Source organism: Microcoleus sp. MON1_C5 (assembly GCF_036701875.1).
GTDB lineage: Bacteria > Cyanobacteriota > Cyanobacteriia > Cyanobacteriales > Microcoleaceae > Microcoleus.
Genome location: NZ_JAUBRN010000001.1, coordinates 325,738 through 339,894, shown reverse-complemented (window position 1 = coordinate 339,894; position 14,157 = coordinate 325,738). Strand labels below are relative to the sequence as shown.

Genomic DNA, 14,157 nt, shown 5'->3' with positions numbered 1-14,157 from the left:
CTCATGGGGAGTCGAGGCAGAGCCTCTAGATATGCGTTCCCAAGCACAGTCTAGGAACGAGCGATGACTAATGACTAATGACTACTGACTTCTTCTTACCAAATTATTAAATCAAAATGGTTGAATGGATAACTAACACAATGCAATCGATGGGCTATCTCGGAATTGGCCTGTTGATGTTTTTAGAAAATCTTTTCCCGCCTATACCCTCAGAATTGATTATGCCGCTGGCAGGATTCACGGCATCAAAGGGTGATGATATGCAGTTAGCGCCGGCGATCGCAGCAGGAGTAATCGGTACAATTCTGGGCGCGCTTCCCTGGTACTATGCGGGTAAGTTATTGAGCGAAGAACGCTTGAGGAATTTAGCCGACAAATACGGCAAGTGGATCACAGTATCCGGCGCTGATATTGACAAAGCAAATAGATGGTTTAACAGACACGGCAACAAAGCCGTGTTTTTGTGTCGCCTCGTACCGGGAGTTCGCACCCTGATTTCCCTGCCCGCTGGCATCAACAATATGCCTTTAATTCCTTTTTTACTCTACTCAACAGGCGGCACTCTTTTATGGGTGAGTTTGCTGACTTTTGCCGGATACAAACTAGGGGAAAATTATACAATTGTAGAGGATTATCTGGGTCCGGTTTCCAAAATTGTTGTGGTGATTATTGTCATTTGGTTTATTTTGTGGGTTGTAAAAAAGAATATGCAGAAGGAAAAATATCGCAAATAAATGCAAATTTTGTGAAAATAATCTGCGTTTATTTGCGTTCATCGGCGGCTACAATTACCCTTTTGACCCCGCCCAAAAACCGATACAACTTTCCGACAGGAGTCGCGAGCAGCCCAAAATTTTAGACGAAGGTTCAACCTCCCAGATTCATCTGTGGAGTAAATCTAAAATCTTAAATCTTAAATCTTAAATCCACTGACTTGCTTCCAGCATCTTCCCAACCGTAGCGCTGAAAGATAGAGAGGCATATTTGATAGAAACTTCTGCTATCTTTGCTACTTTTTTAAAGTTACTTTTAAATTTACGATCGCCCAAAAGTCACAGTGACGGCCAGCCGGTCGCCCCAAAATCCAACTTAAATTTATACAAATATTTAGGATTGGTTGAGGTTTAGGCAGATAATCGTGGCAAAATAGGGAACATTGCTATCCGCGCTGTTAAGATATGTACGAAAAGATTGTAGCCCCGACAACTGGTTCTAAAATTACTTTCAAAGACGGTTTGCCGATCGTCCCCAATGACCCGATTATTCCCTTCATTCGCGGCGACGGTACCGGCGTTGACTTGTGGCCTGCATCCCAGAAAGTCATGGATGCTGCGGTAGAAAAGGCTTACGGTGGCGATCGAAAAATCAACTGGTTTAAAATCTATGTAGGCGACGAAGCCTGCGATGTCTACGGTACTTACCAATATCTGCCCCAGGATTCCTTAAACGCCATCAAAGAATACGGAGTCGCCATCAAAGGGCCGCTGACAACGCCGGTAGGGGGCGGCATTCGATCGCTAAACGTAGCTTTGCGGCAAATCTTCGACCTTTACGCCTGCGTGCGGCCCTGCAAATATTATGCTGGAACACCATCGCTACACAAAACTCCTGAACTCCTAGATGTAATTATTTACCGGGAAAATACAGAAGATATTTACCTCGGAATTGAATGGGCTAAAGGCAGCGAAATCGGCAAAAAATTGATTGAATTCCTCAATAATGAGTTAATTCCAGCAACACCCGAACATGGCAAAAAACAAATTCGCCTCGATTCTGGAATCGGAATTAAACCCATTAGCAAAACAGGTTCTCAGCGTTTAGTAAGGCGCGCCCTTACCCACGCTTTACGGTTGCCAAAAGATAAGCAGCAAGTGACTTTGGTGCACAAAGGCAACATCATGAAATATACTGAAGGAGCTTTCCGAGATTGGGGTTATGAATTAGCAACCACCGAATTTCGAGAACTGTGCGTAACGGAAAGAGAGTCTTGGATTCTGGGCAACAAAGAAAAAAATCCAGACATTACCTTAGAAGATAATGCTCGCCAAATAGACCCGGGATACGATGCTTTGACCCCAGAAAAACAAGCCAAAATTCGTCAAGAAGTAGCCGACGTTCTGTTTGCAATTTGGGAGAGTCACGGCAGCGGTCAGTGGAAAGAAAAAATCATGGTCAACGACCGAATTGCTGACAGTATTTTCCAACAAATTCAAACCCGACCGGCCGAGTATTCGATTTTGGCGACAATGAATCTGAACGGGGATTATTTATCCGATGCAGCCGCCGCCATTGTGGGTGGATTGGGTATGGGCCCTGGTGCGAATATTGGTGATGAATGTGCAGTTTTTGAGGCGACTCACGGCACTGCACCGAAACACGCTGGTTTGGATAAAGTCAATCCCGGTTCCCTGATTTTGTCCGGGGTGATGATGTTAGAATACATGGGATGGCAGGAAGCAGCAGACTTGATTAAGAAGGGTTTGGGAGCGGCAATTTCTAATGGTGAAGTTACTTACGATTTGGCGAGGTTGATGGAGCCGCCGGTGCCTGAGTTGAAGTGTTCGGAGTTTGCTGAGGCGATTATTAAGCATTTCGCGGATTGAGTTTGAGGGCTTTTTTTGAACGGGCTAGAAGCCCGTTCCACAACCAGTAAACTTGCTTGGTGGGGTGGGCTTCTAGCCCGCCCGCTGTTTATTAAGAACAGGCTAGAAGCCCGTTCCACAAAAGTCCACTTGCTTGTGGGGTGGGCTTCTAGCCCGCCCGCTGTTTATTAAGAACGGGCTAGAAGCCCGTTCCACAAAAGTCAACTTGCTTGTGGGGTGTCCCGCCCTCCCGAAAATACAATTTAGATGGGGGGTTTATAATGATGGAACAGCCATTCCGCGCTCAACTGCGGGACGCTTCTGCAAGGTTTCTACCCAACGTTTGAGGTGGGGATGATTGTCGAGGCTTAATCCTTGAAATTCGTAAATAGCAACCCAGGGATAGGTAGCAATGTCGGCGATAGAATAGTCGCCGCAGATATATTCATATTTTGCTAGTTGAGTGTCTAATACTCCGTAGAGGCGCAAGGTTTCTTTTTCGTAGCGCCCAATCGCATAGGGAATTTGTTCGGGTGCAAAGCGTTTGAAGTGGTTTAGCTGACCAAACATCGGGCCGACGCTGGCCATTTGAAACATCAGCCACTCTATAACTTGAAAGTATTTTTGTTTGTCTGTGGGCAGAAATCTGCCGCTTTTTTCGGCAAGATAGATTAGAATAGCGCCGGACTCGAAGACGGTGATGCCGTTATCTCGATCGACTATCGCCGGAATTTTGCTGTTGGGGTTGATTGCGATGAACTCGGGACTAAATTGGTCGTTTTTTGTGATGTCGATGACGTGCACGTTGTAGGGTAAACCTATTTCTTCGAGCATGATCGAGACTTTGCGACCGTTGGGTGTGGTAAAAGTGTAGAGGTCAATCATAGTTGTGATGTTAAGTTGAAAGTTGGCGGGGCAGGAAATAACCCTATATATTATCACACTTTGGACGAGAATTGCGGATTTTCGATCTCTTGTGTTAAAATTATATTCTAATAATAGAAGAATAACGATCGCTCGAAATGGACATTATTGAAATTCTCAAAGACGATTATCAAAGATTTCCCGATAATCAGACTTACAGCATCTATGCAAAAGATGTTTATTTTGAAGATCCGGTGAATCGATTTACAGGAGTCGATCGCTACCGCAAAATGATCGGGTTTATGGGGACTTTTTTTCAGGATGTAAATCTCGATTTGCACGGGATTTCCCAGTCGGGAGATACTATAGAAACTCGCTGGACTCTGAGCTGGATCGCACCGTTACCTTGGAAACCGAAAATGGCGATCGCCGGTAGGAGCGAACTGAAAGTCAACAGCGACGGTTTAATTGTTTCTCACATAGATTACTGGGACTGTTCGCGGTTGGATGTGCTCAAACAGCTTGTATTTCCTCTGAAAACTAATGTTTGAGAATTAGAATTTTTCGGAGGTTTTTTAGCCATAAAAAATAGTGTTTCAAGAGCGAGAGCCCTTTTTTAACCGCAGATATTAGCAGATAAACACAGATGAACGCTGATGGATTTTTAGGCGCCGCAATTGATATTTGAAATAAATAATTTTAACTGATCTTGACATGGCAGCAATTTCGTGAATGACCGAAAATGTGCTGTGTCCGGCGGCTGCTTGTCGCCCAAATTAATTCCCCCACTAAATTAATCTCTGTTACAGAACGTTACAATAAAGAAGTAAAGAATTTTCAGGCGAGCTAAACAATCAATGCGCTTAATATTAATGACCGGAAAAGGCGGCGTCGGCAAAACCTCTGTAGCCGCTGCGACTGGGCTGCGCTGTGCCGAATTGGGATACAAAACCCTAGTGCTGAGTACAGATCCCGCTCACTCCTTAGCCGACAGCTTTGACATGGAACTCGGACACGATTCGCGGCTGGTGAAACCGAATTTGTGGGGAGCAGAATTAGACGCTCTCAGGGAATTAGAAGGCAATTGGGGAGCAGTTAAGCGCTACATTACTCAAGTCTTGCGAGCACAGGGACTCGAAGGGGTGCAAGCTGAAGAATTAGCCATCTTGCCAGGAATGGATGAAATCTTCGGTTTAGTGCGAATGAAGCGGCATTACGACGAAGGCGAATTTGATGTTTTAATTATCGATTCTGCCCCAACTGGCACTGCATTGAGACTGCTAAGTTTGCCGGAAGTTGGCGGCTGGTACATGAGAAAATTTTACAAGCCGCTGCAAGGCATATCAGCCGCCCTTCGACCTTTAGTTGAACCTATTTTTAGACCACTTGCGGGTTTTTCTTTACCAGACAAAGAGGTGATGGATGCACCTTACGAATTTTACGAACAAATCGAAGCTTTGGAAAAGGTTTTAACTGACAATACTGTCACTTCGGTAAGGTTAGTTACTAATCCCGAAAAAATGGTAATTAAAGAGTCTCTGCGCGCTCATGCGTATTTGAGTTTGTACAATGTAGCCACTGATTTAGTAGTAGCTAACCGGATTATTCCCGCAGAAGTAACTGACCCATTTTTCAAACGGTGGAAAGAAAGCCAGGAGCAGTACCGTCAGGAAATTCACTCAGATTTCATGCCGCTGCCAGTTAAGGAAGTGCCACTTTATTCTGAAGAAATGTGCGGTTTGGCAGCTTTGGAACGGTTGAAAGAAACGCTTTACAAAGACGAAGACCCCAGCCAAGTTTATTACAAAGAAAATACGATTAAGATCGTCCAGGAAAACAATCAATATAGTCTTGAACTGTATTTGCCCGGAATTGCTAAAGATCAAATTCAGTTGAGCAAAACGGGAGATGAGTTGAATGTTCGGATTGGGAATCACCGCCGTAATTTGGTGTTGCCCCAAGCTTTAGCGGCGCTGCAACCTTCGGGGGCGAAGATGGAGGATGATTATTTAAAAATTAAGTTTGCTTAATTAGGGCTAAAGTCCTCACTACGAACCTTGTTGGGTTTTCGTAGTGAGGACTTCAGTTCTTTCTTTGGTTTTTAGTAGTTGCAGAACTGTTTTCTGGACAAAGGTAATCTCTTCCAACTGGGAAATGGATGATGATTCAGTATGGCGCAGCGACCGGCTGAAATTGCATATCATTAAAATCAAATAATAGGACAACGTTGGTTAATCCTTCCGCTGTTACCTCTGCCGCATAGAGGTTGCCTTCAGCCGCCCAGACTAGCCGTTTGCCATCCAGCTCTGCCCACTCCCATTGGGGATAACTAATCGTGGCATTAGTAGCCCGATTAACCAGTGAATGTTCATCCCAATAACAGCCTTTCCCCTCTGGTTTATCAATCTCGGCATGGGCGATTTTGCGGAGTATCCAGTCGTTGCCGATCGATTTTTCAAAGATATCTTGGGCTTTCCATTTGCCGAACTGTACGCGATCGACCAGTTGCCAACCATCGCGTAAAAGTCGAGGGTAATAGACGCCGAGACACTCGTTGTTGCCATAATTGCAGGTTGGGGCGTAGGTGGTGTCGCGACGGACTGTCGAAGTATCCCGCAATATCTGGTGGCCGTAGCCGTCGTTGAGCCAGTAGGTGGCTTTGCTCGTCCACAGACCACCCCCATGCCAACAATCCCCCTTGGGAAAAATGGCGATCGCATTAAGGTATGGTGCTTGTGAAATCGCAGTCCAGGCACCACAGGCCTCCGATTGCCAGCGACCATTCATCGCGAAGTAAATCAGATATTTGCCGTCGGGTGAGAGGTCACTCCGGCGTTCGTAGATACGTCCCTTTAACCATTGTCCCAGTTGGAATCGATCGCATTGTCGATCCCAGAGTATTGTGGCAACCTGCTTAGACGGGCCGCGTCGAATGATTAGTCCGACGGTAGCTTGACTCGCAAGCAGAATATGAATGCGAGCAGGGAATATTTTCATTTTCATTAATGCTCGATGTCCGAATGCAGATTTGTACCGTTTTAACCAGCGATGAAAGAACTCCTCAGACAGCGGTGGAATCTCGGAGGTATTGATATCTTCATCGCTCATTGCATGGATTCTAGCTTAGGCGGTTCTTGAGGTATTATGTAGAAAGAAGAAGGAAGAATGCTTATATAGCTCCCTGACTAAAATCATAATCTGCTTCAATGACTATTCCTCTCCCTCTTCTTTTCCCTCCTCTGCATCCTCTGCGGTTTGTTCACTGTTTACTGGATTCAACTCAATCTTTTTCTGCTGGCGTTCCGAGGCAGCTTTTTGCAGCATTGTCAGTTTTTCTGGGTCAGCATTCGATCGCCAAAACAACTTATGATCCTTAATTTTAAGGCAGTTTTCCTCCAAACACTTAACCCACTCCCGATGTTTCTTAACTGCGCCACGGTCGAGAATCCCTAACTTTTCTTCTTGGCGGGTGAGTTTAGCAAACTTTTCGTAATGGGGATAATTAGGACTAACAAAAGCTTCTTTCCTCACTAAAATTGGCGGATTGTACAAATCAGAATAGTCTTGATAGCTGACAGAAAGGTCGCGCAAATGTATGTGCATAGCCGTGTGGAGGGCTGGATGCGGGTTAGTGTCAAAATCGGGATAAAATAAATAGGAAATTTGAGGTTTGCGAGCGTAAAATTTGATGATTGTCGCGCCGTCAAGCCTGCCAATTGTGCGGTTAGCGCAGCCTTCGTAGAGCCGCAGCAAAGGGTCTAGTTCTTCTAAAACGGAGACGTGAACTGAAAGGGAACCGGGCTGTTTGTAGCCGATCGCACTATCTTCGCAGCAATCAGCCACAATATCAGGTTTGCTCAGACTGTATAGCATTAAATCTGCCAAAGTGCAAGCTTTTTGATAATTGTCAAACAAACCTTTGATGTCGTTGCGGATTTGAGCCGGGAGTCGGCGGATTGAAGGCCGATCACCCAAACCGTTGAGAGCGAGATATACTAGCAAATCCTGGCGGCGCTTATCGGCGATTGTCTCCCAATCATCCGCATCCGTTGCTTGCAAAATCACCCTCCAAGCGCGATTAAAACTGTGGAATTCCCCCTTAATTACCGATTCTTCAGCTAATTCGCCTTTAACAGGAAGGCGGCCCCGATCGCTCACAAAAGCCATCAAAGGAGCCAACATTTCCGCATAATCCTCAAACCGCTTAACTTGCGATCGCACTCTGGGAGTCGATAAGTGCGATCGAAACCGAGAAGCACGAAAACCTTCACCCTCCGCTGCATCCCGAAACACAAAATAAATTCCCAAAGCCACAGGAATTGCATCAACATTCAAAACTTGGTCAATATAAACCTTCAACTCTTCTTGTTCGTAATACTTCTGAAAAGTATTTCGAGAAGTAATCACCCCATCCCCATAAGCAATTTGGCCTCGATCACTATCATCAATCAAAACCTGAGCAGCCACAACTAATAAATTCTTAGTTAAATCCCAAGCATTCAGCAAAGCTTCTCGTCGTTCCGCCAAAGATTCAATGACATTAATCACATAACCAATATTCACAATATCCGCACAAATTCGCGGAGTATCCGGCTGATAGTAGGGGTCCCAACCTGAAATAGCATAACCCTCTTGTGCAATATATTTAATATCCGCGCCGTAACCGCAACCGTAGTCAAAAAAAGTCGCCCCGTCCCTCACTAAATCAGCTTCTAAAACCAGACGCAGGGGTTTAGAAAGAGAATGACGCACCATTGCAGCTTTGTGTCGCTCGATCTTAGGAATTGATAACTCACTATTCTCCTGTTTCAAACGCTCGACAACAGTATGATCTTGGATTTCTACACCGCAATATCCCAAGTATTTGAGCCAACCCTCGCGAGTGCCGATAACGCTAGTATTGTCCAGCAGGCCCCACTTTTCCTCGCAGCGAGTCAGCCGCGCAAACTTTTCGTAATTGGGATAATCCGCAGCTAGAAAAGTTTCCTTACGGTGCAAAACAGGGGGATTTTCGCTGTTGCTGTAATCAAAATATTTAACTTCCCCTGTTGCTAGATTAATCTGGATGCTGGTTTGCAAAGCAGGATGAGCATCTGTATCGAAATCCGGGTAAAAAAGATAAGATATTTTAGGTTGATGGAGTGAAACTTTAACTAAAGTTGCTTCATCAATATTTTCGAGAGTGCGTCTGGCACAATTTTCGTAGATTACGAGGACAGGGTTGAGTGTCTGTAAAGCCGAAACGTGAACGTAAAAAGCCGTCGGTAATTTTTTTCCCACCTTGCTTTCCCGACAGCAGCGAGCCACTTTTGCTAGGAGATTGTCAAGACATAAATTAGTGATTTCATCGACCGGAGACGGCACAGCATTTACAGAATCTTGCTCAGAAATAACCTTGTTTTCATACAATAAAATTTTCCGAGCAAAAATCATCAAAGGCGTTAGCAGTTTTTCATCATTTTCTAATGAATCGCTATCTAAAATAGTGTTTGTACTGGTATCGTAATTCATAGCTAAATTAATTATTTTTTTAATTAACCGCAGAGAACGCAGAGGACACGGAGTGAAGAAACAAACAAAATTTTCCTATATTTTTTATATGTAGGATGCAGACTCCGTACCGTACCGCTTTATTTCTTAGTCTTTTAGAGAGGAACTTCGTTTTTGTAAGGGCGATTTTAATCGCCGACTAATATCGGCTAGGAGCCAGTAAGATACTAACCAAACATTCTAGTTTCCACAAATTCTTGAACCCGGGCTAAATGAGTTGACAAACTCACTAATATGTTCTCAACCCTCTCAATATTTAACAATTCCCCCTCTGGTGGTTCAGCTTGAAAGCCTCGCGCTTGATGCTCCAATTGTGCAGCCAAATCCGACATCAGAACAACTCCCACATTAGCCGAAGTTCCCTTGAGACGGTGTGCTTGATATTCCACAGCTTGCCAATCTTTAGCTTTTACAGCTATTTTGGCAGCAGCCATATCAGCTTGGGCGTCTGCCACAAAAGCTTGCAAAAGTCGCTCTGGCAATTTAATATTAACTCGTCCGAGTTGCTCCAATCTGCTCTTGTCGAACAGTCCGTCGTAGTCTCTGTGTTCCCAAGCTTGAAGTGCGATCGCCCTTGGTACCGGCTCAGCCACAATCTGTGCTTTTTCCACAACTTCTGTATAATTTGTTGCTAATTGAGATTTATTTTCCGAATTAATACTTTTAACTCCATACTTATTTTCACCCTGAACATTTAGGGCTTCATACTTTTTCAGGGCCGCCGCCAAAGCATCTAAATCTACAGGTTTGCTGAGATAATCGTCCATCCCCGCCGCCAGACACTTTTCTCGTTCCCCCGGCATAGCATGAGCAGTTAAAGCCATCACGATAGTATGCCGATCGCTTCCTTCGATTTGCCTCAACTTTTGCGCCGTTTTGTAACCATCAAGTACCGGCATTTGACAGTCCATCAGCACTAAATCATAGCTTTTTTTTGCGAGCAACTCCAGCGCTTCTTGACCGTTGACCACGCAGTCAGCCTGATAGCCTAAAACGGCCAACTGTTCGACAAGAACTTGTTGATTGATCGGGTGGTCTTCCGCCACCAAAATTCTCAGCGATGACGGCGAATCAGAAGTAACATATTGAGTATTAACTGGTGGCAACTTGCAAGTATTACCAGCCTCCACTCTCCCAAAATCTCCCGTTCCCTTCACCGGCGCCAGCATTGCCTCAAGCAGGTGGCTTGGCCGCACCGGCTCGATTAAATATCTGTTAAAGCCCTGACGGCAAAGCGATTCAGCCTTCGGCTGTTCTCGCAAAGCAGTCATGGCGATTAACGAACCAACTATAGAGGTCGATCGCACTTTCCTAGCAAATTCCTCCGCATCCAACTCGGGCATTTGCAAGTCCACAAGCACCACATCCCAGCTTTTTTCCCCCTCCCCTGAATGCTGAGAAATCCGGCCCTGGGCATTTTTCAACCAACTCAAAGCCTCAGCAGCAGTTTCTGCCTCATCGCAGCGGGCCCCCCAACTTTGAGCGAGCGATCGCACCGCTGCCCTCCTCAAAGCGCTTCCAGAGACTACTAATAGCTTCTTGCCGGCAAGTTCGGGATCATGAGGCTCAACTAGCAACTGTTTTTCCAAAGGTACAGTAAACCAAAAAGTAGCACCGCTGCCTAGCAAACTGCGAACTCCAATGTCCCCTCCCATCATCTCCACTAACTGCTTACAAATAGCCAAACCCAAACCCGTCCCGCCGTAAGGTCTAGTAGGAGAATCGTCTACCTGAGAAAAAGATTGGAACAGCTTTGTTTGCCCTTCTGCCGAAATTCCAATGCCAGTATCCCGCACCGAAAATAGCAATCTTGCTTCTTGTCTACCGTCTGCCAGTCGGTTGCCCTGTTTCACAGTTACGTGAACGAGAACTTGACCCTGATCGGTAAATTTTATGGCATTCCCTGTCAAATTCAGCAAAACTTGCTTCAATCTGCCCGAGTCGCCCACCAACTTCCTCGGCACCGAGCTGTCAACTAAAATATTCAATTCAATACCTTTTTCTTCGGCCAAATGGGCTACAATTTCTATCACCGACTCAACGCAGCTATCCAAATCAAAATTACCCTTTTCCAGCCGCATTTCTCCAGCTTCAATCTTAGAGAAATCGAGGATATCATTAATAACATTCAGCAAATGTTCAGCACTGCGGTAAATAGTCTGAGCGCAATCCCGCTGTTTCGGTTCCAGTGGAGCGCGCAGCAGCAATTGAGCCATTGCCAAAACCCCATTCATCGGAGTACGAATTTCGTGACTCATGTTCGCCAAGAATTGCGACTTCACCCGGCTAGCTTCTAAGGCAGTTTCCCGCCCTTCCACCAACTCATTAATCTTGTCGGCAACCATCACAATTCCCCCGACTTTTTCGTCTGGATCGTACCAAGGGTGAGCAGCCCACCGCAGGTACAGAACAGATCCGTCTGCTCGTTCCCAGGCCTCTTCGCTCACAGAAACTACGTTGCCTTGGAGCGCTTCTTGGTACATTACTTTCCAGCGATTCGGCGTATCTGGAAACAATTCGTAATGGCTGAGATTATTCAGGGACGGCAAGTCCAAATTAAATTGACTAACCCATTTTTTAGAGTTAGCCATATAGCGCATTTGTGTATCGAACATCGCCATTGCTACAGGCACGCAAGTAATAATTTGTCTCAGTTGCTGCCGTTCCCTTTCCAGAGCATCTTCCGCCTGTTTGCGCTCAGTAATGTCGCTAATCATGCCGGCCATCCGCAGCGCTTTTCCTTGGGAATTCCGTTGAGCTTTTCCCTGAGAAGTACAGTAGCGGTAAAGGCCGTTTGAGTGCAGCAGCCGAAATTCTACATTGTAGTCTATTTCTTGTTCCAAGTGAGCGGCGATCGCCCCGACGATTCCCTCCTTGTCATCGGGGTGCAGGCGGTTGTATAGAGCGTCCATAGTCTTGCCAAATTGCTTTCGCGACAAACCGATAATTTCCAAAAGGCGATCGTTCCAATAAACCTCATTTTTACTTAAATCCCAATCCCAAATTCCGTCGTTCACCCCCTCTAAAACTAACCTGTATCGTTCCTCACTTTCCTTGAGTTTTTGACTGGTATGAAACGCCTGAGATTCGGCGCGGTAAACGCGCATAGCATTGTACAAACTGCGAGACAAACTCTCGGGAGAAAGCTTGTTTTTAGCAATATAATCAGAAGCTCCGGCCTTCATTAATTCCACAGCAATTTGTTCGTCGCCTTGACCTGTGAGCACAATTAAGGGAACTTTCAGCCCCGCTTCTCGTAGATTTTTTACCAAACTCAGTCCGTCTCCGTCCGGCAATCCGTAGTCGAGCAATACGCAGTCAAATTTGCACTCAAATATTTGATTTAATAGCAGCCCCTTTTCTGTCTCCTCAACCTCCCTTAAAGGTTGAGATTTATGGTGTTTGGAGAGTTTTGCGGTAGCCTGGGTATAATTTTTGCTGACCGAGAGTTGGCTCAGGGCATCCGCGCAGTCTTCTGCCTCAGTAACTTCTGCCGAAACACCAGCAGACTTGAGCGAGCGTTTGATCGCCATTCGATCGACTGCATCGTCATCAACTATCAGAATTGTGAGAATTTTGTCCATAACAACCGAATTGTGGATTACTCCGAAAAAGCTGCAGTCTGGAAAAAAGAATTAAAACAACTGCATTCCTGAAAAATCACCAAGCCACATTAAAAAATATATTTTTTATTAAATTTCCCCTCTTTTAGGGAATTTCACTCAGCATCCAGTATCTGTTTAGGGTAGCCATCACTTCCACAAAGTTAGAAAAAGTAACAGGTTTAAGAATATAGCCAGCTACATTCAAATTATAAGCTTTTACTTTATCTCTATCTTCATTAGAAGTCGTGAGGACGATTACCGGAATCGACCTCAAACATTCATCCAGTCGCAATTCTTGCAAAAACTCGATCCCGCTCATTCTCGGCATATTCAAGTCCAGCAAAATCAACCGGCGCGCTTGAGGCATTGGAGGATCTATTTTTCCTTCTCCACGCAATATAGATAGAGCTTCTAATCCATTGGCAGCAATGTAGAGGGGGTTGACGATGTTATTTTTTTTGAATGCTCGCCGGACGTTCATCACATCAACCTCATCATCTTCTACCAAGAGAATATGAATTTTTTTGTCTTCCATAAATGAGCCACTTTGCAGATGTTTTTTAAGCGCCAGTCTCGTTGGCGAGGTTTAGCCCGCACGGATCGCGAACCCAGCAGGTTTAATCTCTATTGTCCTTTGTCAAGAATCATTTATGCCTGGGCCGCTCGCGGGATCTACCTGCAGGTGTACTCGCCCCTCATGCTCTGAGGGGCGCAGCCGAAATCCAAAAACTCGCCAATAATGCCCGATCGAGCTACGGTAAAATCTACAACTCATCTACATTATTAATCGCCATGTCAGCCGATCGCAAACTCTACGAAGGCAAAGCCAAAATCCTCTACTCCACCGAAGACAGCGAAATTTTGCTGACCCACTTCAAAGACGACGCTACAGCCTTTAACGCCCAGAAACGCGGCAGCATCGTCGGCAAAGGCGAAATCAACTGCGCCGTATCCGCCCACCTGTTTCGGATGCTAGAAGCCAAAGGCATCCCCACCCACTTCATCGACACGCCGGCCCCCAACCAAATGCGAGTCTGTCGCGTCCAAATCTTGCCGTTGGAAGTCGTAGTCAGAAACATTGCCGCTGGCAGCCTTTGCAAGCAAACCGGACTCGCCCTCGGCACAATTATCAATCCGCCGCTGGTGGAGTTTTATTACAAAAACGACGATTTGGGAGACCCGCTGCTGACCCGCGACAGGCTGCTGCTAATGCAGCTAGCCACCCCCCAACAAGTAGACCAACTAGAAATCGCCGCCCGCGAAATTAACGAAATACTCAAAGAATTTTTCAGCCAGTGCGGCATCACCCTGGTAGACTTCAAACTAGAATTCGGTATCGACCAACATCAAAATCTGATCCTCGCCGACGAAATCAGTCCCGACACCTGCCGCCTCTGGGACAACGCAGAAGCCGACCCCGACGCCCGTGTTATGGACAAAGACCGATTCCGCCGCGACTTAGGATCGGTAGAAACCGCTTACCAACAAGTTCTCCAACGCGTTCTCGCTCAGAAAGTCTAGAGGCCTTGGTAATGCGCTAGAATTGCACAGTTTGT

Annotated in this window: 10 protein-coding genes; 5 read left to right on the top strand and 5 right to left on the bottom strand. The window is 45.7% G+C overall.

Annotation, left to right across the window (positions count from 1 at the left end):
- Window positions 1-116 precede the first annotated feature (116 nt).
- A complete protein-coding gene (locus QUA71_RS01265) occupies window positions 117-734 on the top strand; it encodes a DedA family protein (protein WP_333281223.1) in 618 nt (205 codons plus the stop codon).
- A gap of 444 nt (window positions 735-1,178) precedes the next feature.
- Complete coding sequence (locus tag QUA71_RS01260; RefSeq protein WP_190658320.1) at window positions 1,179-2,603, top strand: NADP-dependent isocitrate dehydrogenase; 1,425 nt, start codon at window positions 1,179-1,181, stop codon at window positions 2,601-2,603.
- A 255-nt stretch (window positions 2,604-2,858) separates the two neighbouring features.
- Here QUA71_RS01260 and QUA71_RS01255 read toward each other — a convergent pair whose 3' ends face one another.
- A complete protein-coding gene (locus QUA71_RS01255) occupies window positions 2,859-3,467 on the bottom strand; it encodes a glutathione S-transferase N-terminal domain-containing protein (RefSeq protein ID WP_333217080.1) in 609 nt (202 codons plus the stop codon).
- A 137-nt stretch (window positions 3,468-3,604) separates the two neighbouring features.
- On the opposite strand from QUA71_RS01255, the gene QUA71_RS01250 reads away from it, so the two are divergent.
- Both QUA71_RS01250 and QUA71_RS01245 read left to right on the top strand, forming a co-directional pair.
- A complete protein-coding gene (locus QUA71_RS01250) occupies window positions 3,605-3,997 on the top strand; it encodes a DUF2358 domain-containing protein (RefSeq protein ID WP_333281220.1) in 393 nt (130 codons plus the stop codon).
- Window positions 3,998-4,303: 306 nt separating this feature from the next.
- Window positions 4,304-5,476 carry a TRC40/GET3/ArsA family transport-energizing ATPase gene (locus tag QUA71_RS01245; RefSeq protein ID WP_006631786.1) on the top strand — a complete coding sequence of 391 codons (1,173 nt, stop codon included), beginning with the start codon at window positions 4,304-4,306 and terminating at the stop codon, window positions 5,474-5,476.
- 136 nt (window positions 5,477-5,612) lie between these two features.
- Here the strand turns inward: QUA71_RS01245 and QUA71_RS01240 are convergent, their stop codons facing one another.
- From QUA71_RS01240 to QUA71_RS01225, 4 genes are all read right to left on the bottom strand, one after another.
- Window positions 5,613-6,554 carry a hypothetical protein gene (locus tag QUA71_RS01240; protein WP_333281217.1) on the bottom strand — a complete coding sequence of 314 codons (942 nt, stop codon included), beginning with the start codon at window positions 6,552-6,554 and terminating at the stop codon, window positions 5,613-5,615.
- Between the two features lie 102 nt (window positions 6,555-6,656).
- The gene (locus tag QUA71_RS01235) at window positions 6,657-8,957 is read right to left on the bottom strand and encodes a DNA phosphorothioation-associated putative methyltransferase (RefSeq protein ID WP_333281214.1); all 2,301 of its coding nucleotides are present in this window, start codon (window positions 8,955-8,957) and stop codon (window positions 6,657-6,659) included.
- Window positions 8,958-9,163: 206 nt separating this feature from the next.
- Window positions 9,164-12,580, bottom strand: a complete 3,417-nt coding sequence (locus QUA71_RS01230; RefSeq protein WP_333281211.1) for a response regulator — start codon at window positions 12,578-12,580, stop codon at window positions 9,164-9,166.
- 124 nt (window positions 12,581-12,704) lie between these two features.
- Complete coding sequence (locus tag QUA71_RS01225; RefSeq protein WP_190658331.1) at window positions 12,705-13,136, bottom strand: response regulator; 432 nt, start codon at window positions 13,134-13,136, stop codon at window positions 12,705-12,707.
- 257 nt (window positions 13,137-13,393) lie between these two features.
- Between QUA71_RS01225 and purC the strand changes: the two genes are divergently transcribed.
- Window positions 13,394-14,122: a phosphoribosylaminoimidazolesuccinocarboxamide synthase gene (purC, locus tag QUA71_RS01220; protein ID WP_190658532.1), complete on the top strand. Its 729-nt coding sequence runs from the start codon at window positions 13,394-13,396 to the stop codon at window positions 14,120-14,122.
- Window positions 14,123-14,157 lie beyond the last annotated feature (35 nt).